Below are 23365 nucleotides of genomic sequence, written 5' to 3' on the forward strand. Positions count from 1 at the left end.
AACCTCCCCCCCCCCTCCCCCCCCCCCTCTCCCCCCCCCCCCCCCCCCCCCCCCCCCCCCCCCCCCCTCCCCCCCCCCCCTCCCCCCCCTCCCCCCCCCCCCCCCCCAGCCCGTCAAGCGCCCGTGGGGGAGTTGGTTGCCGGGGGTGGGTCGGTGTGGGTTGGGGGTTCGTCTCGAGGTGGGTGTGGGCTGGTGGTTTCCCGTCAGTGGCGGCTGGTGGTGAGGGTGAGGAGGAACTGGCCGCCGCCTGCCTGGATGTCGGCGGTCACCGGCAGCGTCGGTGCCAGTCGGGAGAAGCGGTCCACCAGCCAGTCCGCGGCTTGTTGGGCGTCCTGTCTGGTCGGGCAGCGGCCCACGGTCTCGCGGCCTCCCTTGCGTTCCAGTCGTGCGGCAACGGTGATCAGTGGTGCGGGTTCGATCACGTAGAGGTGGTCGGGCCAGGCGATGACGACCTTGACCGCGCCCTTGCGGGAGTTGCACCCGCGGTGCGCGAGCCGTTCGGCGATCTTGGCTTTCCGGTCGGCGGTCCGGCTGTCGACGCTGGGCCCCTGGGGGTCGTTCACCGATTTGTCGGGGTCGACCGGCTGGTCGCAGACCCAGCATCGCCAGCCGTCGCGTTCTGCCACATCATCAAGGAGACTCACCCGGGCAACCTAGCCTGCCCAGCCCGCATCCCGCGCGCCGGGGCTTGGCAGTCGGGTGAGCCGTGGGCCGTGTTGTACCTGGACGACGTGAGAATGATCAGGAGTTTTCCCCGGGGTCTGGCCCGTGGATGCGGCGGCGGGGGATGCCTGTCCTGTCGTGTGCTGTGGGCCATCGGTCGGCTGCGGAGCGGGGTTGAGGGGTGCGGGACGGCGAGTGTGGTCCCGCGCAATGTGCCGGGACAGGCGCGGGGGCCGCGGGCCGCGGCGGTCCCGTCGAGTCGGGCTCACCGACACGGTCGTCGGCTGGCGCTGGTGACGATGTTGCAGTTCGCCGAGAACTTCACCGACCGGGCGGCAGTGCATGGGGTGCGGTACGGCATGGCCCTGAGAAGCCGTATCTCTATCGGTCATCAGGACAATCGGGATCGAACAACGGCCCAGGTCGGGTGATCTCGGCCGGGTGGCTGGCACGAGAACAGAGCCCCCTGGGAAGCTCGGGGTCGCGCCGCCACTCGAGTATCAGGAGTCCCTGTTGTTCCAGTCCCGTGTGCCGGTCCCCGCTCCGTCCAAAGCTCCCGCTTGGCGCGGTGCGATCGCCTCGTGCACCGGTTCGGGGTCGGTCGGCCGACTCTTGGAGTCATGCCGCGTCGGGGTTGAGTAGGACGATTTTGCCGATGTGGTGGGCGTCCAGGATGCGATGGGCTTCTGCGGTTTGGTCCATGGGCAGGGTCCGGTCGATGACGACCTGCACCGTTCCGTTCTCGATCAATGGCCATACATGTTCCTGGACTTCGGCCACGATGGCTGCCTTCTGTCCAGCTTGGCGGGAGCGCAGGGTGGTGCCGTGCACGGATGCACGCCTGGCGAGGAGTTCGACGAGGTTGAGTTCGGCCGTCAGGCCGTTCTGCAGCCCGATGACGACCAAGCGCCCGTCGAGGGCCAGGGAGTGGATGTTGCGCGGAAGGTAGTCGCCGCCGATGACGTCGAGGATCACGTCGTAGGGGCCGTGCTCGGCGAAGTCCTCGGTGCGGTAGTTGATCGCGAGGTCGGCGCCGAGTTCTCGGACCCTGGCAGCCTGCTCGGGGCCGCCGACGGTGGTGACGACGCGGGCACCGTGGGCCTTGGCGATCTGAATGGCTGTCGTGCCGATGCCGCCGGCTCCGCCGTGCATGAGGAAGGTCTCGCCTGGCTTCAGCCCACCGGTCATGAAGACGTTGGACCACACCGTTGCGGTGGCTTCCGGCAACGCTGCCGCCTGGACCAGGCTGACGCCCTTGGGCACCGTGAGCAGCTGCCCTTCAGGGACAGCGACCTTCTGCGCGTATCCGCCTCCGGTCAGCAGTGCGCACACCTCGTCGCCGGGCTGCCAACGCGTCACACCCTCGCCGAGAGCGCTGATCCGTCCGGAGACCTCCAGGCCCGGGTAAGGTGACGCTCCCTCCGGAACCGGGTACAGCCCCAGCCGCTGTGCCACATCGGCCCGATTGACGGCGCTGGCAACGACGTCGATGACCACTTCACCCCTCGCGGGGACGGGGTCCTCCACATCGATCCACTGCAGGACTTCCGGCCCACCAGGTTCCTTGATCGAAACTGCTTTCAAGACATTCCTCCGAGCGCGCCGCCTGACGGACGGCACATACGCCGGTCCGACGTTGTGAAAATGCGAGTGAGAGGGCACGCCCGGCAGGCTCACGCTGGTCCGGGGCCGCCGCAGAAACTCCGCCCGAGCCTGCCTGTCCAGCCCGCGCACTGGAAACTGACGAGCCCAGGACCCGGACAGCCCTGAGCTCGAAGAACAAGCCACCTGTCACCGACAAGACGCGAGCAGAACCGTCAAACGCCCAGAGACACTTCCCGAGCAGGACCGGTCCGGCCGATGCGGATCAAGGTCAAAGTTGGCGCAGCGTCTCGATGATCTTTGCCGTGACGACCTTGGTGGAAACGGGGTTCTGTCCCGTCACGAGCCTGCCGTCAGCGGTGGCGAAGGGGGTCATCGGGATGGTGGCCTTGACATAGTTCGCGCCCCGCTTGCGGAACTCGTCCTCCACCAGGAACGGCACCCGGCTCTTCACCATGGCGACTCGCTCCTCCGCGGTGGAGAACCCGGTGACCGTGCGGCCCTCGACGAGCAGGGAGCCGTCGGAGAGCGTGATGTTCAGCAGTCCGCAGGCACCATGGCAGACCGAGGAGACCACGCCGCCGTTCTCATAGATATCCCGCGCGACCTGCTGAAGCGCGGCACTGCCGGGGAAGTCCCACATGACGCCATGCCCGCCCGTGTAGAAGATCGCTGCATACTCGGCCGGGTCGACGTCGGCCGCCTTCCTGGTGTGGTCCAGGCTCGACATGAACGCGCGATCGTTCATGTACTTGCGAACCTCTTTGTCGGCCAATCTGACGCTTCGCGGATCCAGCGGTACCTGCCCCCCTTCCGGACTGACGATGTCGACCTCGAATCCAGCCTGGCGGACTCGGTCGTAGAAGTGAACCAGCTCTGCGATCCACAGCCCGGTCCGGTGGGGGTTCGTTCCGTAGGTCGACTGGTTGGTGACCACGGCGAGGATCTTGCTCATCTGTGTGCCTCCGGCGGTGAGGCAGGGCTGTGGCGGCTGCCCGGATCACGAGCTTTTTTCATGGCCACGACCTGCGAAAGAAGAGTGAGACGGCTTGTGAGGAGTCGGCCGCCTCAGTCGCCGTTGTCATAGGTGCCGATGTCGTCCGCGTGCCTCACTGCGCCCGTACGGGGCCGGCTGGCGAAAGCAGCGTCTGGTGCCCCTCCCAGGCGCAAGCGGATATGCGAGGTTCAGGCCAGCTTCTTGAGGATTTCGGCTGCGGCGGGTCCGGCGGAGGCGGGGTTCTGGCCGGTGATCAGGTTGCGGTCGACGACCACGTTCGGGGCCCATGGCTCGCCCTCCTGGTAGTCCGCGCCGATCTCGACCAGACGGTCCTGGAGCAGCCACTTGGCATTGGCCGCAAGGCCCGTCTGGGTCTCCTCGGCGTTGCTGAAACCGGTGAGCCGATAGCCGGCGAAGGCGTTGCCGCCGTCGGCCGTGGTGGCGGCGAGCAGGGCGGCCGGTGCGTGGCAGACCACGCCGAGCGGCTTGCCCGAGGCGAGGGCATGGATGAGGAGCCTGCCGGAGGTGGCGTCGACGGCCAGGTCCTCCATCGGGCCGTGGCCACCGGGGTAGAAGACGACGGCGTAGTCGGCGAGGTCGACGTCCTCCAGCCTGATGGGGTGCTGAATCTCGTCGATCGCGGCGAGGGCGTCCGCCACCTTCTTCGCCCCCACCTCTCCGCCGTTGAACTGCGGCGCCAGGCTGCCCTGGTCCAGAGGCGGTACGACGCCGCCGGGTGTGGCGACGACGATCTCGTGGCCGGCGGCCGTGAACGCCTGGTACGGGGCCACGACCTCCTCGGCCCAGAAGCCGGTCGGGCGCTTGGTGCCGTCCGCCAGCGTCCAGTGGTCGGCGCCGGTCATCACAAAAAGGATCTTCGACATGGTGTGGTGGTCTCCGAGAGCTGGGGGTTCACGCTTTGACGTTTCGACTTCAGAACGTCAGCGCTCCTACCTTCGAAACTAAAGCCGCCGAAGAAATCGCGCCAATGAAGGCATCGATACCAGGTATCGACGAACCGATGCCCTGCACGGGGACGAATGGCAGGTGGCTGCCGTGCGTACCTCGTAGGCTCGACGCCGTGAGCGATCAGGACACTCATGGGTTCGGTCCGCTGGACCTGAACCTGTTGCGCACCTTCCTTGCCGTGCACCGCCTGGGGTCCTTCACCGCCGCTGCACGTCGGCTGGGGCTGTCGCAGTCCACCGTGACCACGCAGATCCGGGCGCTGGAGAACCGTCTGGGCCGTGAACTGTTCGAACGCCGGGCGCACGGTGTCACCTCGCTGCCCCACGCGGACGAACTTGCCACGCGACTGTCAGGCCCCCTGGATCAGTTGGCCGACATCACCGGCGAGGAGCCGAGCAGCACCGCGGGACCGGTGCACCTGGCCGGGCCCGCAGAGTTCATGAGTACCCTCGGCTTTCAGACGCTGGCTCCGCTGGTCGCGCAGGGCGTCCGGCTGCGGGTGGCCATCGGACTGACCGAACCGCTGCTCGAGGAAATGCGGGCCGGACGCCACGACCTCGTCGTCGCCACCCGCCGGCCCCGGGGCCGGACGCTGCAGGCCGAACTCCTCGCCGACGAGGAGTTCGTCCTGGTTGCTGCCCCCGTCTGGGCCGAACAGCTCATGGGACAGGAACTGCCTACTGCCCTGGAAAGCCTGCCCATGATCGCCTACGCCGAGGACCTGCCCATCGCCCGCCGCTACTGGCGCCACGTCTTCGACCGCCGCCTGCACGTCCAGGCCGCGATCACCGTCCCCGATCTGCGCAGCGTCCTCACCGCCCTCACGGCAGGCGCCGGCTGGAGCGTCGTGCCCAGCTACCTCTGCCGGACCGAACTCGCCTCCGGCGCCCTCCGGCTACTGCACCAGCCGGAGGACCCCCCGATCAACACTGCCTACCTCGTCCAACGCCCAGGCAGTTCCATCAATCCTCACGTCACGCTCGTCCGTGAGCATCTGCTCGCCGCTGCGAAGACCTGGTGAGCCCAAGCCGGTATCCCGAGGTCATGTCGGGCTGGCATCGGGTTGCGTCGCCGGCACTCCCGATCAGCTGGGGGTACGAGCCAACACAGCGCCATTCGTAACGCAGAGTAACAACCCTCTACCGATCGTGAGCTGGTTCTGATCGAACACGGTCCTTGGCCGGGCGATCTCGGCCGGGTGGTGAGTACGGGGCCCCTAGCTCGGGTTTGCGACCACTCGAGTGCCAGGAGGTCCTGTTGTTCCAGTCTCGCGTCACGGTCCCCGTCTCGTCCAACTCCCGCATGGCGTTCCCGGTGACTTTGCGGCCTTCCAAAGCCCGTCAGCGACAACATTGCCGCAGGTCAACGGCTTGCGCTGCCGCTTGATGCCGCATCTCAACCGATCATGGAACGGGCGGGTCGAACAGGTTTCCCGCCGGGGTGATCTTCCCGTTGTGCGCGCATGAAGACAGGGCCTCTCGGTAGCTCGGGGATGCGAATCTGACCGAGCAGCGCCGGGAGGCCCTGGTGTCGTTGTTGTACGCGTCCGAACCCGTTCAGTTCAACTCGGCTGCTCCATCGTGTGATTGCCTCGCGCACGTGTACGGCAACGCGGCCGACCATCCGGACCGGGAACGCCGGTATCCCTCCGACATGACGGACGCGGAATGGGCGGCCGTCCGGCCTTTGCTGCCGGTGCCGGCCTGGCTGAAGGGCCGGGGCGGGCAGCCCGAGGGCTACTGCCACCGCCAGCTGCTGGACGCGATCCGCTACCTGGTCGCGGGCGGGATCTCCTGGCGGGCGATGCCCGCGGACTTCCCCCACTGGGGCCGGGTCTACGCCTTCTTCCGCCGCTGGCGCGAGCACGGGCTGCTCACGGAGTTCCACGACCGGCTGCGCGGACGGGTGCGTGAGCGGGAGGGCCGTGAGGTGGAGCCGACGGCGGGGATCATCGATGCGCAGTCGGTGAAGGCCGCGGCCTCTGTGCCGTCCGTCTCGCGCGGCTGGGACGGCGGGAAGAAGGTGGGTGGCCGCAAGCGGCACATCGTGACGGACTGTCTCGGTCTGCTGCTGGTCGTCGCGGTGACCGCCGCGAACGTCGGGGACCGGGATGCCGCGATGGGCCTGCTGATGCGGCTGCGGCGCCTGCACCGTGACATCTGCCTGGTCTGGGCCGACGGCGGTTACACCGGCGGCATCGTCGACTGGGCACGGGAGAAACTCGCGCTGACCCTTCAGGTCGTCAAGCGAACCGACGACATGGAGGGGTTCGTGGTGCTGCCGAGGCGCTGGGCAGTAGAGCGCACGTTCGCATGGCTGATGCATTCACGCCGGCTGGCCCGGGACTACGAGACGTTGCCGGCCAGCAGCGAGGCGATGATCCGATGGTCGATGGTCACGCGGATGGGACGGCGCCTGGCACGGCCGCGGGCCGCCGGCCCGCGCTGAACATCCCCGACGTCTCCTGCACGAGCCACCCGCGCTCCGCCAGGCGCCTGGCCTTCGAGCGCACCCCCTCGACCTTCGCCGACGTCGGCTGAAGGCCCAGCACCACCGCGATCTCCTTGGCCTTCACCGGTCCTTGGCCCGCCGACTGCCGCTCCTCGAGCACACCCAGGATCCGCTGATAGTCCGGCGCCAGCACCGTCACCGGCAGTCCTTCGCGCCAAGGCGGCACGATCGAGCCCGGCACCGGCGCAGGTGAGGACACGGCTTCCGTCTCCGCCTTGGTCACAGCGGTGGTCTCGGCAGCCGTGGCCGCCAGGGCCTCGACCAGTTCCTCCCGCGCGATCACCCGCCGGTCCAGCTCGATCTCCGCAGCCTCCAGTACCCCGGACAGCCGCGCGACTTCCTCCCGAAGCCCTTCCACCCGCACACGGGCCGCTGTCTCCCGCTCCTCCAGCATTCCCAGCACCGACGCCATCGCGCACCCCTTGAGCATAGAGGGGAAACAAGACGCCGGATCCCTCCCTCATTCGGAGCTGCACCATGCCTGACCAGCAGAAATCAAGCGATCACGTTCGGTTGAGATACGGCTTCTGAAGCATGCGCTCGCGCAAGGCCGTGAGCTGGGCTGATGTGCCGGCCGAGCGGTGTCGGCTGCAGCGGGTGACGGCCTGGCGGCTGAGGGACTGGACCGAGGCCGGCGCCTGGCCGCGTCTGCACGAGGTGCTGCTGGCCGAGTTGCGCAAGGCAGAACTGCTGGAGATGGACGACGCGGCGGTCGACGGCTCACACGTCTGGGCCCTCAAAGACATCTCAGGGGGATAAGAAGTCAAGAGGGACCGCGAGTCTTGATCACCACTGAGGCCGCTGATTGGCTGGCCAACATGAATGATCTCGGACCCGTTGCGTGGCCGCCTGCACCAATCAAGACCGAAAGGCTTGTGCTGCGTGAGCCCGAGGCCTGGGACCGTGCGGCGTTCATCGAGCTGCACGCCTCGTCGGAGGTGCACACCTACCTCGGCGGCCCCCGCCCGCGTGACGAGCTTGAGCGCGAGATGCCTGAGGTGCCCGGGCGGCGGCCCGGGATTTTCGTCGTCGATCTCGAAGGGGCGATGATCGGCCAGATCCTGCTCAGGAGAGCAACGGAGCACCTTTGCCCCACTGCCGTGGGGAAGGTCGATCTCGGCTACCTGTTCCTGCCGCGGGCGTGGGGATTCGGGTATGCCGCCGAGGCATGCGCGGCGGCACTGGACTGGCTCGAAGACGTCCTTCCGGGTGAGCCGGTGGTGCTCGCCACCCAGACCGCCAACGTCCGTTCGATGCGCCTCGCGGCAAAGCTGGGGTTCACCGAAGCGGAGCGGTTCCGGGCCTGGGACGCCGATCAGTGGCTCGGCCTGCGGGCCCCGCTCACGTCCTCTGATTGAGTTCGCGCTCGACAGCGGGCCTCTGTCGAAGTGCCGTTGTTCTCGTCGACGAAGTCGGTCGGGTGGGCGGGGCATGCAGGCGCTGGAAGGAGCGGTGCAAAGGCCTGCTGTTCGTCGAAATGCTGCTGGGTCTTGAGACAGTGGTGGAGCTGGCCGAGGAAGCGGTTCAGCAAGTGCCGTTGTGCGGCGGCATGCCAGTCTCCGTGCTCGCGTCGGCGTCGGTAGTGCGCGTTCGCTCCCGGTGAGGCGGTGAGGGCGGCGAAGGCCCAGAGGAAGCCGGCGTTGATGAGGCGGTTGTTCTTGACGAACCGGCGGCCGACGAAACGCTTCTTGCCAGAGGCCCGGGTGATGGGGGCGGATCCGGCGTATGACTTCAGCGCCCGGGCGTCGGCGAACCGTGCCCGGTCGTCGCCCAGCTCTGCGAGCACGCGGGCGCCGAGCATGGGCCCCAGACCTGGGAAGCTGAGCAGGATCTCGCTGTCGGCGTGCTGGTGAAAGGCGGCTGTGGGCGCCTCCGCGAGATCGTCCGCGGCCTCGCAGGTGGCGTCCAACTGCTTGAGCAGGGCCAGGAGCTGGTGGCCGAAGGCATCCTCGACGCCGGGCAGCTGGTGGGCGTACTCGGCACGGAAGACGTCCCGCAGCCGCTCGGCTTCCGCGTCGCAGCCGCGGAGGCGGCCACTGCGTTTGAGGGCGCCCCGCAACTGGGCGAGGGTGAGCTTCGCGGCCTTGGTCGGGGTCGGCGCCAGCGTGAGTATGACGCGGGCGTCAGCCCTGGTCAGACCGCCTTGTTTGCTCTGGAAGGCGAGCAGAGCAGCGGGGTAATACTCGCGTAGGAGCGAGCGGACCTGGTTGGCGACCTGCTGCCGAGTCCAGACGGCGTCCTGCTGGGCTCGCGCCAGGACCGTGACGGCTTGGGCGAGTTCGGAGTCGGCCGGCAGGGGGCGGTGGGCATGCATGTCGGTGCGCAGGATGTTCGCGAGGACCAAGGCGTCGCCCGGGTCGGACTTCTTTCGGCTGACGCCGTGGCGGTCGCGGTAGCGGGCGGCGGCGAGCGGGTTGATCGCGAAGACCCGACGGCTGCCGGTGCGCAGGCTCGCAACCAGGAGGCCGTGGCTGGTCTCGATGGCCACCGGTATCGGATCGTCTGGGCTGTCACCGTGCTCGGCCAAGGGGGCCAAGAGCCTGTGGTAGCCGGCCGCGTCGTCGGTGATACGGGCTTTGGCGAGCAGAGTGCCGGCTTCGTCGACGAGGGCGACGTCGTGGTGACGCTCCGCCCAGTCGATACCGCAGAACACGGTCAAGCTTTCCTCCCAGATCCGTCCGTTTATGCAGGTCACGAGCACATGTGGGTCACGCGGCGCCCTAATCCAAGGACCCGTTGGTCCGCCATCTCAGTAGCCGTTCGCGACACCAGCGAACGCCAGGGGCTCGATCTTTCGGCAGAGCTCGCGGGCTCGCGGATGAACAAGAGGTCGGCCCTGGAGCAGGCTCCCGCCGTGACGATCAACGGCCGAGCAGTCCACGCGAGTTTCACGGTGACCACGGAGGCGCCGGGCCGCCGCTCTTGACAGAGGCCTCAAGGGCCCGGGGAAACGGAGGCATCAGCCCGGCGCCCGCGTCATCACCGCGGAACCCCGCAACGGACAGCGATGCCGCTCTTCGAGGAGGCCTTGACGGCCAGGGGGGATTCAGGCATTCGCTGTCCTGTGCGAGCAGTTGCCCCGGGCCGTTGCATGGTCCCGGGCCGTCTGCTTACGCACCGGATTTGGGGGCTCACACCGACCTTCGCCGGTCGACCGTGGCCGTCCGGGAACGAAGCACCACCTGATCACCGTCCGGAACGGAACTCCCCTTGCGGTGTCCCTGACCGGCGGAAATCGCCACGACGTCACGCAGTTGATGCCTCTGCTGGACGCGGTCCCGCACATCCGCGGGACCCGTGGCCGCCCCCGTCACCGGCCCAGGCGCCTGTTCGCCGACCGGGGCACGACTACGACAAGTACCGCCGATCCTCCGGGCTCGGGGCATCACACCGAAGATCGCCCGCAGAGGCACCGCTCACGGCTCCGGCCTGGGCAAGACCCGCTGGGTCGTCGAGCGCACCTCGCCTGGCTCCACCAGTTCAGACGGCTACGGACCCGCTACGAGATACGTGCCGATCTCCACCTCGGCCGGCTCCAACTCGCTTGCAGCATCATCTGCTTGAGACGACTTCGAAGGTCATTCTGAAACGATCGGTAAGCCGCGAGAACGCCACGGTCCCACCGCTTCCGGAGATTGTGACCAACGTCATCTCTGTGAACCACATGCGCGCGGGGACGGTCTTACGACCGGATGCCCTCGAGAAGCGACAGCTGGACGCGGCGACCATGACCGCGCTTCCACGGGCAACAACGGGAAAGGACACTCATGAAACTGACAGTCAAAACCGCGGCGGTAGCGGCAGCCATCGCCTCCACCGCCGTACTGGCGGCTCCGGGAACCGCGTCGGCTGACCCCAGAGATGCCTGTATGGGAGGTATGGTCTGCCTCTTTGACGGCCACAACAACACCGGGGACATGGTGCAGCTCTATCCGGTGGACACCCCCAACATCGGTTGGGCGTGGAACGATCGGGCCAGCTCGGTGTGGAACCTCAGCGACGGTCAGGTCTGCATCTGGACCGATGCCGGCTACGACGGCTACCACTTCAGCATCCCGGCGGGCGCGAAGCAGGAACTCCTGTTCCTCTACGACAACGCGGTGTCCTCCTTCTCGGTCAGTGGCTGCGGAGGCTGAGCCGGCTGGTTGACCGAATCTGCCGTCGGGCGTGGGGTGGCCGGCCTGTTCAGCCAGCTGCCGGCTGTTCTTTCAGGCCACTGGGGCGAGCAGCCCGCGTACGTGGTCACGCATGCTGCGACGGAGCTCAACTCGGCCGAAGCGGTGCCCGATGGGCAGGAAGAGATCGTCCAGTTCGAGGTCCCACGGCGCGGCGGCATACTCGGTGATCACCCTCGGAGGCTGCCCCGTCGCTGTTACTACCGGCGGCGTTGTCGCACGATCGAGGGGCGGTCTCCGTGAGACCGCCCCCGCACGTGTCGACGCCCACCACACTCCTGCCGCCCGGCGAAAGACCAGGGCAGACAGTGAAATCCTGCCGGAGTACTAGTAGGGCTTGGTCAGGTTCGTTCGCTGGTGGCGTGTCCGGTTGAGGGGCTGTGTCGTTGACCGATCTGTGACACCTGGGGAGTTGGATGAAGTCCGGTGCCGTCTGGAGGACTTCGCGGCGGATGTGTTCGAGCCGTTCGCGCGGGCGGATCAGCGTCGGTGTGGCGGGGTGTATCTGCGGGGACTGCTGCTGGACGGCCGGCGGAAATCGGTGGAGCCGATGGCGGCCCGGCTGGGTGAGGACGGCAACCGCCAGGCCCTGGCCCACTTCATCACCACCAGCCCGTGGGATCCGGCGCATGTGCGAGCCCGACTCGCATGGAAGATGGCTGCGGCGGTCAAACCGGCCGCGCTGATCATCGATGACACGGGCTTCCTCAAGGACGGGGATGCGTCGGCCTGTATGTCACGGCAGTACACCGGTACCGCCGGCAAGGTCACCAACTGCCAGGCAGGCGTGTCCTTGCACCTGGCCTCGGACACCGCCTCGGCGGCAATCGACTGGCGCCTGTTCCTCCCCAGGAGCTGGGATCCCGCCTCGCCGCAGGCCGATCCCGCCAAGGTGACCCGCCGCGAACGGTGCGGCATCCCGCCGGACGTGGGCCATGTCGAGAAGTGGCAACTGGCCCTGGACATGATCGACGAGACCCGGTCCTGGGGTGTCGATGTCCCCCTGGCCGTGGCCGACGGCGGCTACGGGGACACCGCAGCCTTCCGGCTCGGCCTTCAGACACGCGGGCTGCACTACGTCGTGGGCAGCTCGACCACCCTCACTGCACACCCGCACGACGCGACACCGCACACCCCGCCCCACAGCGGCCGCGGACGCCCGCCCCAGCCGGCTTACCCCGAGCCGGCGAAGAGCGTGAAAGAGCTGGTCATCGCCGCCGGGAAGCAGACGGCCCGGCCCGTGCGGTGGCGGGAGGGCTCCCGCCCAGGCAGCGGCCGCAGCGGGTTCAAGCGCATGTACTCGCGGTTCGTGGCGCTGCGGATCCGGCCCGCCGGACGCGAGATCCGCAAGCACACCGACGGCCCGGAACTACCTGCGTGCTGGCTGCTGGCCGAATGGCCCGCCACCGAGCCGGAGCCGGTGCGGTTCTGGCTCTCCAACCTGCCCGACGACACCCCGCTCACCACGCTCGTGCGGCTGGCCAAGCTCCGCTGGCGGATCGAGCACGACTACCGCGAGATGAAACAGGCCCTGGGCCTGGCCCACTTCGAGGGCCGCACCTGGCAGGGCTGGCACCACCACGTCACCCTCGTCTCCGTCGCCCATGCCTTCTGCACACTGCAGCGACTGGCCCGGAGCCCAAAAGAGACGGCGCCGGCCTGAGCCTCTACCAGGTCGTCCGCGAGATGCAGTTACTCCTCGCGGTCTGGACCGGCGCCTGTCCCACCTGTCACCGCGACATACCCACGGCGATACGAACCTGACCAAGCCCTACTAGGACCTGTCCGGCCGATCATGCCTGATCAACTACCGACGCGAGTCACCAACCTCTTGGCCGAGTACACCTAGTTGGCGCCCACGAGCCTCGGCGACGGCGTCAGGTTGAGCCGGCCCACTGCCTCGGAGACGTCCCAGGGCCAGAGCCACAGCCGGTAGACGGGGTCGACGCGGAACCAGTCCTCCGGCCCGTGCAGGACCCGGGTTCGCATGTCCACGCAGTACCGCTCCCGCCAGGAGAACAGGTCGCTCGGCCGGAGCTCCTTGTCCCCCTCCACCTTCCTCTTCGTCACCGAGAAGAGGTCCTCGAGCGCGCGGTACTCGTATGCCAGCAGCGTGGTGGACTTCTCCCAGATGCCGAGCTTCTCAGCCACGGCTTTCTCTGCAGCTGCCAGCATGATCGGAAGGTCGAGCTCGCCGGGAATGGAGGGGTAGATGATGAACGTCGGTGACCAGCCCTTGGTGATCAGGTCGAGGTTGAACGTCGCCCGCTCCTCGCGGGACAACGTGGCCAGCTCCTTGGGCGAGTAGTTGGGCGCGATGTAAGCCAGCAGGCGGTGATTGGGATCGAACGGGCTGTCGGCCATGCGGATGAACAGGTTTCGTGGCGGCTTGCCGGGCCGGGCAAGCCGGTCGTTGATGTTCTTCTTGTTGAATTCCTTGGCAGCGGTGCCCTGCTCGAACTGCAGGCTGCCCGCCTTCCCGGTTTCCAGCTTCGGGAGCACGAACTCGGCCAGATCGGGGGTGATGGGTGCGACGCCCTGCCGGATCCACTCGGCAAGCTGAACGAAGTTCTGGTCGACCTGTGCCGCGCCCTCCGGTGTGTCGGCTGTCACCTCAGGGGTGTCGACGGAGAGCATGCGAATGGGCATCCGGAAGTTCGGCGTGTCGCCGTCGTGCACATCGACCAGGGGCCGTGAGCCCAGGGCCGGCATGGTGGCACCGGCGGGCGACCACAGAATCTGAATGGGGTCGATCACGACGAAACTCCTTGCCTGGTGTCGGAGTTCGCATGGCCATGAAATGACTGCTTTCCAGCATCGCGCCACCCTCATGCACGTGCAAGCTCACGGACGGGCAACCACGGGTCATGAAAGGAGCTTGGGGCAAGCAACGAGGGTGTGCCCACCGCCGTGGACACACCCTCGTTGTACAAGGGCCAACCATCTGCCTACTGGCCGGAGCCGATCACCGGATAGTGGTCGGACAGATTCGTGTACGTGTACGTGGTGCCCCAGCTGGACACCGACCACGGCGCGCTCTGCTCCTTGACCACGTTGTTGCCCCAGTCGGCGGGCCGTGTGTGCCCGGCCCGGTGCAGCACGTAGTCGAGGTCCTCGCGCGGGTCGTCCGGGTAGCGGTCCGCAGCGATCGAGTTGTCCTGCGTGTCGAAAGAGTACGGGTGCCCGATGCGCGCGTCGGCCCCCGCGAGTCCCGCGTCCGACAGCATCGATGCGTACTCCGGGGTGCGCGAGTCCACGTTGAAGTCGCCTGCGACGATGACCTGTTCGGAGGCCGGAATGTTTTTGGCGTCCAGGAAGGCGTCCATCGCGCGGAACTGGCGGCTGCGCATCTGGGCCGCCTCGCCCGCACCGCAGCCCGGGTCCGTCGACTGTGCGTGCGTGCCGATGACATGGACCTTCGTGCCGTTCACATTCAGCACGGCGTACACGAAGCCCTTGTTCGACCACCAGTCGGCGCCGCAGGCGTCCTTGTAGACGTACTGCTCCTTGCGGACGATCGGCCACTTGCTCAGCACCGTGACACCGCCGTCCTCCGGGGTGGTCGCCGAGTACGCACCGCTCGTCGCGTCCCAGCCGCTCTTGCTGCGGCCCATCACGGGCGTCTGGTACGGGTACTGGGTGGCGGCCGCCTGCTGCAGGGCCTCCGACGAGGAGTTGTCGAAGGCCTCCTGGAGGACCACGACGTCATTGCCCTGGAAGAACGAGGTCCTCGGTATGGTGGAGGCCCGGTGGTCCTGGCCCCAGTTGGGGTACAGCGTCTTGCTGAACAGGAACGCGTTGTACGTCAGCACCTTCAGGTGCGGCTGCTCGGCGGAGGCGGCGGTCGCCGTCGGCGCGGCCGCGGCCAGCGTGGTGGCAGCCAGCGCGGCGGACAGGGCTGCGCCGGGGATGCGGCGAAGCGCGGAGTGCAGCACAGGATTTCCCGCTTTCCGGTGGGGGTTCAGCCGATCGGCAACCGGCGAGGCACATCAAAGCAGTCGTAGTTACCTTCAGGTAATAAGTAGGTGCCGAGTTTCTTTCCGCGGTGGCAACGCTTGCCCCCGGCCGGGGGACCCCCGCAGCGGCCCGGACCGTGATCGGACGGCGGCATACTGGAACATGCATGAACCGGGCATCGATCCGCGCGCCCGCCGACAGCCTGGAGCGGCAGATGAGCAACCGCGCAGCAGAGCCTCTGCCGCCAGCACCCGGCGGCGTGCTGTGGAGCCTCGCCGGGGACGTCCGCGCCCTGCTGATGCTGCCTGCCGCACTCACCATGCAGGTGGCCCATCCGGCGGTCGGCGCGGGCGTCGACGAGCACTCCGTCTTCCGTACCGACCCCTGGGGCCGCGGCGAGCGCTCCCTGCGCTCGCTCCAGCTGTGGATCTACGGAGGGGACCAGGCCGTGGCGGAGGGCCGCAGACTGCGCGAACTGCACCGCACCGTCCAGGGCACCGACGCCCACGGCCGCCGCTACCACGCGCTCAGCCCCGCCTACTACTCCTGGGTGCACGCCACCGGATTCCCGGTGTACCGGCACGCCGCCCGCTATCTGGTGCGCCCGCTCACGGACGCGGAGGAGCGCCGACTGTATGCCGAATGGCTACAGGTGGGACGGATCCTGGGCATCCACGACCGGGACATGCCGCAGACGATCGAGGAGTTCTGGCCCTACTACCACAAGGTGCTCGCCGACGAACTCGAGGCGACTGTCGTGGTCAGCGAACTGGTCGCCGTCGACCAGCCCGTGCCCGCGCCCGACCGGGGCCCGCTGTTGCTGCGCCTGCTGCTGCGCGCGTTGTGGCCCGCACTGCTGCCTGCGCTCGCCCGCTTCCGCCGCTTCATGACCGTCGGGCTCATGCCGCCCGACGCCCGCGAGGCGATAGGCCTGGAGTGGAGCGACGAGCAGGAGCGCAGGCTGCGCAGATTCGCCTGGGTGGTACGGGCCGTGGTCCCCGTGCTCCCCGAGCGACTGCGCTATCTGCCGCTCGCTCGAGCGGCCCGACGGCGGGAGCGCGAGGCTGTGCGGCTCAGGCGCTCAGACCGCCGTGCGCGATGAGGTCCGCGCACCAGCGGGGGATCCTGACCTGCCTCCTCCCGCCCCGACGCCAGCGGGTCAGCACCCGCAAGGTCAAGTCACCGATGTCCCGCTACAGCACCCGCCACGAGGACGGCAGGCCGACACCAGCCGCACCATCACCGGTCTCGACATCAGCGTTCTCGAGTCTGCGGGATCCCGCCCTCAGCTCCCCGCCGTCTCCCGCGGCGACCGGCACGCCGCCCTCGGCGGGCGCCGCTGTTACCGGATCCTGGCCCTGCTCGAGAAGGACCCCAACCGCCTCAGGCGCCCCCGTGACATCGCCTCCCATTTCGGCGACATCACCATGGAGACCATGTATCGACAGCTCTCCAGATGGGCCGAAACCGGCCTCATCCACAAACCGATCTTCAAGGGTGGAGGGGCTCTTCAAAACCTTGAGGCTTGCCCTTTCGGGCGCCAGTCCGCCTCGGACCAGTCGTGCTCCTTGAAGTCGGCGGGAACCTGCACGCAGGGGGCGTGGACGCTGATGAACAAAGTCGTGGTCGAGTCGTTCCACTGAACGTCGACCTGGGCGCCGCCTTCCGGGGTTTCGAATCGGAAGCCCAGCTCGCGGAAGGTTGCCCCTACACGGTCGCCTTCGTGGGTGAGTTTCCAACCCTGCTTCACCAGTCGCTGGCGCACGCGCCGCTGCGCGTCTCGTGCGGTGGCTTCGGGGATGTCGGGCACGCTCCAATCGAGTCCGAAGCTCCGGACGTCGCTGCGTGCCTCGTCGATGTGGGCGATGCTCCTCAGCCCTCGGTAGTAACAGGCGCCGGTATCGACCCTGCCCGAGTTTGCCGCGTACGTTTCGGGTAGCGCGAAGCCGTCGTACACCCAGTCAGACTGGTCCTTGAGCCGTTGCGCGACCACGTCGGGGTCAGCAGAGGGATACGGCGCGCCGTTCCATACGGAGTTCCCCACCTCTACGGCAGTCACTGACAGTGCGACCAGCACGAGCCCCGCGGCGGCGTACAGGGTGGGCCTCGTGGCGGCTCGGGCTCTACGGAGAGGGGTCTTGGGCATGCAGGTGACGGTAGACGTCAGCATGGTGCGACGCATGAGTAGCAGTACCCAGGTGAGTTCTGGAGCAGTTACGAAGTCGGGTGCTGAAGCGGCGAATCGCAGGGAGAGCCATTGGGCAGGAGGCTTTACGAGTCGGTGTCGCTCACGGTGCGGCCTTTCAACGTTGGGTCACCAGACACGGGTCCGACCTTCTTCGGTGTCAAAGGGCAGCCACCCCGGCGACGACGGCCGTGACGGCGGTGTGCACGAGGGTCGATGGGAGATGCCGTGAGTTCCCCCTTCGGCGGGTGGTGTTTTGCCAGGTGTCACACCAGCGACCGGGGCGGTTCCCGGGGTTCGCCTCGGGTCGGGATCAGGAGTCGCCATGGGGCATGCTCCTTTCGGGCTCCGCTGCTCATCGTCGTTGCGTGTTGGGCTTCGAGGCGCTGATGTCGCAAGAGCCGACTCCGGGTCCCGCTCGAAGGCCAGGTCGCCGAGGGAGATGATGCCCACCGCGTGCCGCCACTCGTCGACGACCGGGACACGGCGGACCGCATGCTCGCGCACCGCCCATACCGCGCCGGCCAGGTCGTCGTCGGGTCCCACCGGTGACCAGATCGTCGCTGCACGCCTCGGCCACGGTCGTCTCACTGGGATCTCCGCCGTCGGCTGTCGCGCGGACCACCAGGCCGCGGACGCTGACCAGCCCGCGCAGCCGCTCGCCCTCGGTGAGCAGGACGGCACCGATGTCTCCGTCCCGCATCATTCGTGCCACGGCCGTGGCCGAGGCCTGCGGTCCGATGGTCAACGGCGCACTTGTCATGACGTCGCCGACATGTTGAGCCATGTGAAGTTCTTCCGCGGGGCGGGCGGTGCTGTCACCGTCGCCAGGCCTCCCGGGTACCCACCTTCCGCACCCGGCCGCCACGGCCCGGCTGCCGTCACGCTCGCGGCCAGGTACCTCATACCTGCTCAAGGGTCAGCGGTCCGAGTCGCGACCACGCGTAGCCGCCGGCTGTCCTCCGGTGGGGGCCGCGGGGGTGGGCGCGGTTCACGACACGACTGGCGTCGCGGAGGCTCAAATCACGCGCTCGTGACACGGCTGTCGCGGGGCCCGTCCTCTGCCGGTGTTCCGGGGTCAAGGTGTGGCCTGTCATCGCGTGCGGCTGGCGGGGGTGAGTCGGGTGTGCGGTTGTGGCGTTGGTCGTCGTGCTGGAGGAGGAAGACGAGGAGTTCGGTGACGGTGAGCCCGGCTTCTGCCGGGTGGCGCAGGATGGTGTCCCTCTGGATGCGGTAGGAGTTGGTCCTGCCCTCGCGGGTGTGGGTGAGGTATCCGGCAGTCTCGAGATCGCTGATGATCTTCTGTACGGCGCGTTCGGTGAGCCGGCAGCGCGCGGCGATGTCGCGGATCCGGGTGGAAGAGTCGCTGGCGATGGCCGCCAGCACGCGCGCGTGATTGGTGAGAAACGTCCAGCCGGTGTGCGGCTCAGGCACCTGTCCCATCAACCCAGACTAGGGCACATGGTTCACGCATTCAAAAGCCTGAAACAGATTTCCGGTATATCTTGACGTGCATCGGGGTGCGGGGGGAACCTGATGGCAAGACAGTTGCCACCCAGGGGAGGCAGCCATGCACCACCTGCGGGTCCTTCCGCGGCGTCGCACCGCAGACACCGCGGCAGCCGATGCTCAGGTGACGGTGGAGACGGCCGTGCCGTCGCGGCCGGCGGTCTGTATTTCGCAGCGGAACAGCCGCGTGAGTGTAGAGCTCCGCGGGGAATTGGACATCGACGCCGAGCAGCTTGTGCGGGGCGCGCTGGAGGACGCCCTCAGCGGGTGCACGGACCGGGTGGAGCTTGATCTGAGCCGGGTCACGTTCTGCGACTGCTCGGGGCTGAACGTCCTGATGGCCGCGCACGAACAGGCGGTGGCCCAGGGCAAGACCCTAACGGTGCGGGCAGCGGGCCCCGCCGTGCAACGGATCATGGACATGACCGGCACGTCGTTGCTGCTCACCAGCAGCCGACTGGAGGAGGACACCCTGAGCGGGGAGGAAGACCTCCAGGCGGAGGTCACGCAACTGCGCCGCGCCATGCGCACGCGCCCGCCCATCGACCAGGCCATAGGCGTGCTCATGGCCACCTTCTCCCTCAGCCCCGAGGGCGCCTGGGACGTGCTGGTCGCGGTGTCGCAGAACACGAATACCAAGCTGCACCGCATCGCCGAACAGCTCCTGGCGACCGTTCAGGGCGAGGCGCTGCCCGGCGAGCTGCGCCCGCACGTCGCCGCGGCCGTCGATGCACTGCGCAGCACCGACGGCGGCCCTCCCGGATGACACACAGGCTCCGCAGGCGGCAAACGCAGGCGGCAAACGCAGGCGAACGCGGGTGAGCGCCTTCATCATGGCGACAGTGCCATCACGGCGGACAGACCACCGCCTCACCCGACCCCACTGGTCAACACACTGCTGCCCGCATCCGCGACAAGGTACTTGGCCACCAGTACGGCGGTCACTCGGCACGATTCCTGAGCCAGGGAGCCAGTCCCATGCTGATGCCCAGTCTGCTGTCCTGCGCCGGCTTGTCGACGGGTACGAGATGCTGCTCGCTCAGGAACCACCTCCCGCGATCCGGACCCGCGCTTACGGGACCTGGAGTACACGCTGCGTGTCCACAGGAACCCGGAAGATCGCGGACGCCCTGGACATGGCCCGCGCCTACCTGAAGGCGACGGCGACCCAGGCACAGCCAGCCGTCGAAGCGCCCCCGGCGGCCGCAGCCGGCGGGGATGCACCGCAGACAACCGTTTGGCCTATTGAAACCCGATGAGCGTGGAAATCGCCCAGGAACGGAAAGCAGCCGTGCCGCGCCGGCAGCCCGCGCGCACCCGGAGGCTGAGCGCCCCGCACCGTTCCTCGATGCACCGACACCTCAGGCGTCGACGTCGGGGCATGTCCTGCCAACTCGTCGTGCGTCTCGACCTGCGCGAGGCGTGCACCGCCTTCGCGACCCTCGCGCAGGCGTCCGACGGCTACGACTACCTGCCCGCCTGGCATCCGCGCCCTTCCGCCCCGGCCTCACCCCGCGAGGCACGCTGTCGGGCCCGGGCCGACCGACCCGCAGCCGTCGTGTCGTAGAGGGACGCACCCGTCGGCATCGTCACGCTGGGTGACCTCGTCGTCGAGCGTGATCCTGGGGCGGCGCTCGGCAGCATCAGCGCGGCGGGCTCCAACACCTGACCGGCGCCCCGGACCGGCCGGGGACAACGGTCAGGCGTCACGCGTGAGACGGTGCGCCGGCGCAGGCCGACGTCGCCTCCGGCGCCCAGAGGGGCCAGTCGCGGTGCAGGGGGCTTTCGGCACGAAGCTGCGCGCGTGCGCCCGTGTTGCGCCGCTACGCGCCCCTCGCCGCAGCTCTCGACTGCCGCGCCGAGCAGCCATTCGGCGGTTTCCTCGGGGCGGCCGGGGAACTCGGAGCGCATGGACAGCAGTGACCACGGCGAAGCACCCATCCTCGATGCTCTCGCCCGCTATCACGCGGCGGAAGAACTGGGCTTCACCCCGCCCGGCCACATGCAGGCGCGGGGCGCCGATCCCCGGGCGAGAGAGGTGCTGGGGGACGCTGTCTACTTCGGCGACGTCCTGGCCAGTGGCGGACTGGACGACCGGCGGATGTCGGGGAGCATCCTGCAACGCGCCGAAGCCTTGATGGCAGACGCGGTCCACGCCGACCTCACCTACTTCTCCACCTGCGGCAGTTCACTTTCCGTGAAATCTGCCATGCTTGCCGTAACATGCCCGCACCACGAACTGCTGGTGGGCCGGGACGCCCACAAGTCGGTGGTCGCCGGGCTCATCCTCTCCGGCGTACGGCCGGTGTGGGTCGAGCCCGCCTGGGACGCCGAGCGGCACCTCGCCCACCCGCCCACCCCCGCCGCCTTCGAGCAGGCCTTCGCCGAGCACCCGGACGCGGACGGCGCACTGGTCACCAGCCCCACCCCCTACGGCGCGGCTGCCCATCTGAGGGAGATCGTGGAGATCTGCCACCGCCGTGGCAAGCCGCTGATCGTCGACGAGGCATGGGGCGCGCACCTGCCCTTCCACCCCGACCTGCCGACCTGGGCGATGGACGCCGGCGCCGACGTCTGCGTGACGAGCATCCACAAGATGGGCAGCGGCCTGGAACAGGGCTCCGTCTTCCACCTCCAGGGCGACCTCGTCGACCCGGCCGAACTAGCCTCCCGCGCCGACCTCCTCGGCACCACCAGCCCCAGCGTCCTCATCTACGCCGGACTGGACGCCTGGCGGCGCCAGATGGTCCAGCACGGCACCAGGCTGATGGGCGCGGCGCTCTGCCTCGCCGCCCGGGTGCGGGCCGCCGCCGAAGAGATCGACGGGATCCATGTGAACGACGCCGGTGACTTCTGCGGCCCGGACCTGGCCGCCGAGTTCGATCCGCTGCCGGTCGTCATGGACATCTCGCGCCTGGGCACCACCGGCTACGCCGCCGCCGACTGGCTGCGCGAACGCCACCACATCGACATGCACCTCTTCGACCACCGCCGGATCAGCGCCCAGCTCACCCACGCCGACGACGACAAGACCGCGCACCGCCTGCTCACCGCCCTGCGCGACCTCGCCGCACACGCGCCGGAGCTACACGGCGCGCCGTCCGCCGAAGTCCCGGACCCGTCCCACCTGCGCCTCGCCCAGGCGTACCTCCCCAGGGACGCCTACTTCAACGAGCACACCGACATCCCCCTCGCCGAGGCAGCCGGCCGGGTGGCGGCGGAAATGATCACGCCGTACCCGCCGGGCATCCCGGCCGTCCTGCCCGGCGAACGCCTCACCGAGCCCGTGCTGCGGTACCTCTCCACCGGCGTGCGGGCTGGCATGCACCTCCCGGACCCGGCGGACCGGCAGCTGAAAACCGTGCGGGTGGTCGCGGAGTAGCCGCACCGGCACGCCCCGGGCAGCGAAGCCGAGAGGGCGAGTCCGCGAAGGTCGTGCGAACGCACGACGGGCCGCCGCCGGGCCGCGAGACCGCCCGCTGCTACGGCACAGGGTGCGGGACGGGCGATCGACCATGCGGACCGCGACAACCGGTACAGGGCGACCGCATCCGGGCAGTAGTGCCGGGGAGCGCAGCGCGCGCATGTCTGCCGGGTTGTCCGATCTGTAAAGGTCAGGGCCGTGAACGGTGCATGTTCGAGGGTTGACCACACCTGAGAACCCGCTGCCGTTCCTGTCCCTGTTGCAGGGCTGTCGTCCATCATCTTCGCTATGGGCGTTGTCCTGACCGTCCTCACCGGCGCTCCCGTGGACGGACCGCGGCCTGTCGATACGTGCCCGCCGCATAGAGTGCCACACCCGCAGGGTGTGCAGGCGTTACGCACCCCACCGTCCTCGTCCGGTTGGGGAGCCGCCACGCTCAGATCGACGAACAGCTGGCACCCACGATCCAGGCAATCTGGGAGTGTGGGTTCGACACCCTCAGCTGCTGCCAGGACCTCGCGGAGAGCAACGCTGCCTGGCCGGACAAGCTGCCGCACATGGCCGAGTGGGTCGAGTCTCGACGTGGCTGGATGCTCATCGACTTCCCGGTCGACAGCGGGCTCGCCTTCCTCTCGACCGTTGCCAATGCCGGCCCGCGGAACGCGTTCTACGTGCGGATGGCCCACTGGGCAGCCCCCGACGCGTGGGACGTGAAGATCAAGCCGATGGACGCAGCGATGTTCAAGGACGATCTCCCGTCGCGGTTCGACCTCCGGCTGCTCCAGGTGAGCTTCCCGGCCTCCGACCTGCCGGAACTGACCCGGCGCCTCCACGATCACGTCGCGGGCCGCTCGGTGCCGCCTGCCCCCGCAGACTGGAGCACGGTCGGCCGCTAGGAGACGGCGCCGCGTCGCCTCCGAATGAGCGCGTACCCTGGTCGGTGCCGCGGTGTGTCTTGTGGCGGTCGGCCTCGCTGAGAAGGGCACGACGAAGCGGCCCGCTCGCAGCGCCGCGTCGGCTATGGCGGGCGCGTATGCCTGGTAGACCACGATCGTGTCAGCGTCGTAGTCTGCGCGAATCTGGTGCTGGGGTGCCATGCGCGCCGCACCCTGTCATCCGCTCCACGCGCATCACGAACCATTTCCTCTGCCCTCGCCCGGTTCGAATGTGATGGCTATGGCCACTCGCCGGCCAGGCGTTGACGGCTGCTACGAGACGGTCGCTTCGTAGCGGACCGCTCAGTGCCAGTTGCTGATCTGCACGTCGTGCGGGGAGGGTTCGCCCTTGCCGGTCTCGACCAGCTTCTTGAGGCTCATCAGGTAGGTCGCCCACTTGGTGCTGCAGTGGTGCATGAACTCCACCGGCTCCTTCCA

General features: G+C 68.4%; 22 protein-coding genes and 5 pseudogenes. 13 read left to right on the forward strand and 14 right to left on the reverse strand.

Annotated features, from left to right (window positions below; translation table 11 throughout):
• Window positions 1-203: 203 nt before the first annotated feature.
• The 4 genes from ACZ6D7_RS42575 to ACZ6D7_RS42590 all read right to left on the reverse strand — a co-directional run bounded on the left by ACZ6D7_RS42575 (window position 204) and on the right by ACZ6D7_RS42590 (window position 4146).
• Entirely contained in the window at window positions 204-644 is a 441-nt protein-coding gene (locus ACZ6D7_RS42575; protein ID WP_469503063.1) for a hypothetical protein, read from the reverse strand.
• 637 nt (window positions 645-1281) lie between these two features.
• A complete protein-coding gene (locus ACZ6D7_RS42580) occupies window positions 1282-2247 on the reverse strand; it encodes an NAD(P)H-quinone oxidoreductase (protein WP_272122817.1) in 966 nt (321 codons plus the stop codon).
• A gap of 289 nt (window positions 2248-2536) precedes the next feature.
• Window positions 2537-3220 carry a type 1 glutamine amidotransferase domain-containing protein gene (locus ACZ6D7_RS42585; protein WP_093868131.1) on the reverse strand — a complete coding sequence of 228 codons (684 nt, stop codon included), beginning with the start codon at window positions 3218-3220 and terminating at the stop codon, window positions 2537-2539.
• Window positions 3221-3450: 230 nt separating this feature from the next.
• Window positions 3451-4146, reverse strand: a complete 696-nt coding sequence (locus ACZ6D7_RS42590) for a type 1 glutamine amidotransferase domain-containing protein (RefSeq protein ID WP_184853734.1) — start codon at window positions 4144-4146, stop codon at window positions 3451-3453.
• A 197-nt stretch (window positions 4147-4343) separates the two neighbouring features.
• On the opposite strand from ACZ6D7_RS42590, the gene ACZ6D7_RS42595 reads away from it, so the two are divergent.
• Both ACZ6D7_RS42595 and ACZ6D7_RS42600 read left to right on the forward strand, forming a co-directional pair.
• Window positions 4344-5252: a LysR family transcriptional regulator gene (locus tag ACZ6D7_RS42595; protein ID WP_469503067.1), complete on the forward strand. Its 909-nt coding sequence runs from the start codon at window positions 4344-4346 to the stop codon at window positions 5250-5252.
• Window positions 5253-5830: 578 nt separating this feature from the next.
• Window positions 5831-6679, forward strand: coding sequence for an IS5 family transposase (locus ACZ6D7_RS42600; protein ID WP_425579479.1), 849 nt, complete (start codon window positions 5831-5833; stop codon window positions 6677-6679).
• On the opposite strand, the gene ACZ6D7_RS42605 is transcribed toward ACZ6D7_RS42600, so the two are convergent.
• Window positions 6627-7154 (reverse strand): hypothetical protein, encoded by a 528-nt coding sequence (locus ACZ6D7_RS42605; protein WP_469503070.1) that lies wholly within the window; start codon window positions 7152-7154, stop codon window positions 6627-6629. The two genes, ACZ6D7_RS42600 and ACZ6D7_RS42605, sit on opposite strands and share 53 nt — an antisense overlap.
• Window positions 7155-7339: 185 nt before the next feature.
• Between ACZ6D7_RS42605 and ACZ6D7_RS42610 the strand changes: the two are divergent.
• Together ACZ6D7_RS42610 and ACZ6D7_RS42615 are read left to right on the forward strand one after the other, a co-directional pair.
• Window positions 7340-7483, forward strand: a pseudogene (locus tag ACZ6D7_RS42610) (IS5/IS1182 family transposase); the annotation flags it as partial.
• Window positions 7484-7560: 77 nt separating this feature from the next.
• Window positions 7561-8100, forward strand: a complete 540-nt coding sequence (locus ACZ6D7_RS42615; RefSeq protein ID WP_469503104.1) for a GNAT family N-acetyltransferase — start codon at window positions 7561-7563, stop codon at window positions 8098-8100.
• A gap of 74 nt (window positions 8101-8174) precedes the next feature.
• Here the strand turns inward: ACZ6D7_RS42615 and ACZ6D7_RS42620 are convergent.
• Window positions 8175-9416, reverse strand: a pseudogene (locus tag ACZ6D7_RS42620) (IS110 family RNA-guided transposase); the annotation flags it as partial.
• Between the two features lie 466 nt (window positions 9417-9882).
• On the opposite strand from ACZ6D7_RS42620, the pseudogene ACZ6D7_RS42625 reads away from it, so the two are divergent.
• Both ACZ6D7_RS42625 and ACZ6D7_RS42630 read left to right on the forward strand, forming a co-directional pair.
• Window positions 9883-10329: pseudogene (locus ACZ6D7_RS42625) on the forward strand (IS5 family transposase); the annotation flags it as partial.
• 180 nt (window positions 10330-10509) lie between these two features.
• Window positions 10510-10878, forward strand: a complete 369-nt coding sequence (locus ACZ6D7_RS42630; protein WP_469503072.1) for a peptidase inhibitor family I36 protein — start codon at window positions 10510-10512, stop codon at window positions 10876-10878.
• 72 nt (window positions 10879-10950) lie between these two features.
• Here the strand turns inward: ACZ6D7_RS42630 and ACZ6D7_RS42635 are convergent, their stop codons facing one another.
• Window positions 10951-11091: a hypothetical protein gene (locus tag ACZ6D7_RS42635; protein ID WP_469503075.1), complete on the reverse strand. Its 141-nt coding sequence runs from the start codon at window positions 11089-11091 to the stop codon at window positions 10951-10953.
• Window positions 11092-11314: 223 nt separating this feature from the next.
• On the opposite strand from ACZ6D7_RS42635, the gene ACZ6D7_RS42640 reads away from it, so the two are divergent.
• Window positions 11315-12580, forward strand: coding sequence for an IS701 family transposase (locus ACZ6D7_RS42640; RefSeq protein WP_469503078.1), 1266 nt, complete (start codon window positions 11315-11317; stop codon window positions 12578-12580).
• Between the two features lie 182 nt (window positions 12581-12762).
• On the opposite strand, the gene ACZ6D7_RS42645 is transcribed toward ACZ6D7_RS42640, so the two are convergent.
• Both ACZ6D7_RS42645 and sph read right to left on the reverse strand, forming a co-directional pair.
• Window positions 12763-13674 (reverse strand): nuclease, encoded by a 912-nt coding sequence (locus ACZ6D7_RS42645; protein WP_469503080.1) that lies wholly within the window; start codon window positions 13672-13674, stop codon window positions 12763-12765.
• Between the two features lie 191 nt (window positions 13675-13865).
• Window positions 13866-14852 carry a sphingomyelin phosphodiesterase gene (gene sph / locus ACZ6D7_RS42650; RefSeq protein ID WP_469503083.1) on the reverse strand — a complete coding sequence of 329 codons (987 nt, stop codon included), beginning with the start codon at window positions 14850-14852 and terminating at the stop codon, window positions 13866-13868.
• A 236-nt stretch (window positions 14853-15088) separates the two neighbouring features.
• On the opposite strand from sph, the gene ACZ6D7_RS42655 reads away from it, so the two are divergent.
• Complete coding sequence (locus ACZ6D7_RS42655; protein ID WP_469503107.1) at window positions 15089-15976, forward strand: oxygenase MpaB family protein; 888 nt, start codon at window positions 15089-15091, stop codon at window positions 15974-15976.
• 408 nt (window positions 15977-16384) lie between these two features.
• On the opposite strand, the gene ACZ6D7_RS42660 is transcribed toward ACZ6D7_RS42655, so the two are convergent.
• The 4 genes and pseudogenes from ACZ6D7_RS42660 to ACZ6D7_RS42675 all read right to left on the reverse strand — a co-directional run bounded on the left by ACZ6D7_RS42660 (window position 16385) and on the right by ACZ6D7_RS42675 (window position 18502).
• Window positions 16385-17020 (reverse strand): hypothetical protein, encoded by a 636-nt coding sequence (locus ACZ6D7_RS42660; protein ID WP_469503086.1) that lies wholly within the window; start codon window positions 17018-17020, stop codon window positions 16385-16387.
• 168 nt (window positions 17021-17188) lie between these two features.
• Window positions 17189-17386, reverse strand: coding sequence for a DUF6480 family protein (locus tag ACZ6D7_RS42665; RefSeq protein ID WP_469503089.1), 198 nt, complete (start codon window positions 17384-17386; stop codon window positions 17189-17191).
• Between the two features lie 28 nt (window positions 17387-17414).
• A pseudogene (locus ACZ6D7_RS42670) lies at window positions 17415-17846 on the reverse strand (CBS domain-containing protein).
• A 236-nt stretch (window positions 17847-18082) separates the two neighbouring features.
• Window positions 18083-18502, reverse strand: a complete 420-nt coding sequence (locus tag ACZ6D7_RS42675) for a helix-turn-helix transcriptional regulator (protein ID WP_469503092.1) — start codon at window positions 18500-18502, stop codon at window positions 18083-18085.
• 127 nt (window positions 18503-18629) lie between these two features.
• Here ACZ6D7_RS42675 and ACZ6D7_RS42680 point away from each other — a divergent pair, with 127 nt between their 5' ends.
• From ACZ6D7_RS42680 to ACZ6D7_RS42700, 5 genes are all read left to right on the forward strand, one after another.
• Window positions 18630-19334 (forward strand): anti-sigma factor antagonist, encoded by a 705-nt coding sequence (locus tag ACZ6D7_RS42680; protein ID WP_469503095.1) that lies wholly within the window; start codon window positions 18630-18632, stop codon window positions 19332-19334.
• Between the two features lie 67 nt (window positions 19335-19401).
• Entirely contained in the window at window positions 19402-19827 is a 426-nt protein-coding gene (locus ACZ6D7_RS42685) for a DUF5133 domain-containing protein (RefSeq protein ID WP_469503110.1), read from the forward strand.
• Between the two features lie 122 nt (window positions 19828-19949).
• The gene (locus tag ACZ6D7_RS42690) at window positions 19950-20135 is read left to right on the forward strand and encodes a hypothetical protein (RefSeq protein ID WP_469503098.1); all 186 of its coding nucleotides are present in this window, start codon (window positions 19950-19952) and stop codon (window positions 20133-20135) included.
• Window positions 20136-20477: 342 nt separating this feature from the next.
• Window positions 20478-21950 carry an aminotransferase class I/II-fold pyridoxal phosphate-dependent enzyme gene (locus tag ACZ6D7_RS42695; RefSeq protein ID WP_469503101.1) on the forward strand — a complete coding sequence of 491 codons (1473 nt, stop codon included), beginning with the start codon at window positions 20478-20480 and terminating at the stop codon, window positions 21948-21950.
• A gap of 599 nt (window positions 21951-22549) precedes the next feature.
• Complete coding sequence (locus tag ACZ6D7_RS42700) at window positions 22550-22888, forward strand: hypothetical protein (protein WP_469503113.1); 339 nt, start codon at window positions 22550-22552, stop codon at window positions 22886-22888.
• 87 nt (window positions 22889-22975) lie between these two features.
• Here the strand turns inward: ACZ6D7_RS42700 and ACZ6D7_RS42705 are convergent.
• Window positions 22976-23089, reverse strand: a pseudogene (locus ACZ6D7_RS42705) (DUF4291 family protein); the annotation flags it as partial.
• Window positions 23090-23365: the final 276 nt, after the last annotated feature.

It is taken from the genome of Streptomyces sp. NPDC041784, assembly GCF_055591025.1.

Coding starts and splice junctions, on each gene's coding strand:
- ACZ6D7_RS42690 (WP_469503098.1), top strand. CDS start 19,950: ATGTCCTGCCAACTCGTCGTGCGTCTCGACCTGCGCGAGGCGTGCACC.
- ACZ6D7_RS42700 (WP_469503113.1), top strand. CDS start 22,550: ATGGCCGAGTGGGTCGAGTCTCGACGTGGCTGGATGCTCATCGACTTC.
- ACZ6D7_RS42665 (WP_469503089.1), bottom strand. CDS start 17,386: ATGGCGACTCCTGATCCCGACCCGAGGCGAACCCCGGGAACCGCCCCG.
- ACZ6D7_RS42605 (WP_469503070.1), bottom strand. CDS start 7,154: ATGGCGTCGGTGCTGGGAATGCTGGAGGAGCGGGAGACAGCGGCCCGT.
- ACZ6D7_RS42695 (WP_469503101.1), top strand. CDS start 20,478: ATGGACAGCAGTGACCACGGCGAAGCACCCATCCTCGATGCTCTCGCC.
- ACZ6D7_RS42585 (WP_093868131.1), bottom strand. CDS start 3,220: ATGAGCAAGATCCTCGCCGTGGTCACCAACCAGTCGACCTACGGAACG.
- ACZ6D7_RS42630 (WP_469503072.1), top strand. CDS start 10,510: ATGAAACTGACAGTCAAAACCGCGGCGGTAGCGGCAGCCATCGCCTCC.
- ACZ6D7_RS42615 (WP_469503104.1), top strand. CDS start 7,561: ATGAATGATCTCGGACCCGTTGCGTGGCCGCCTGCACCAATCAAGACC.
- ACZ6D7_RS42655 (WP_469503107.1), top strand. CDS start 15,089: ATGAGCAACCGCGCAGCAGAGCCTCTGCCGCCAGCACCCGGCGGCGTG.
- ACZ6D7_RS42680 (WP_469503095.1), top strand. CDS start 18,630: ATGCACCACCTGCGGGTCCTTCCGCGGCGTCGCACCGCAGACACCGCG.
- ACZ6D7_RS42675 (WP_469503092.1), bottom strand. CDS start 18,502: ATGGGACAGGTGCCTGAGCCGCACACCGGCTGGACGTTTCTCACCAAT.
- ACZ6D7_RS42660 (WP_469503086.1), bottom strand. CDS start 17,020: ATGCCCAAGACCCCTCTCCGTAGAGCCCGAGCCGCCACGAGGCCCACC.
- ACZ6D7_RS42685 (WP_469503110.1), top strand. CDS start 19,402: ATGGCGACAGTGCCATCACGGCGGACAGACCACCGCCTCACCCGACCC.
- ACZ6D7_RS42590 (WP_184853734.1), bottom strand. CDS start 4,146: ATGTCGAAGATCCTTTTTGTGATGACCGGCGCCGACCACTGGACGCTG.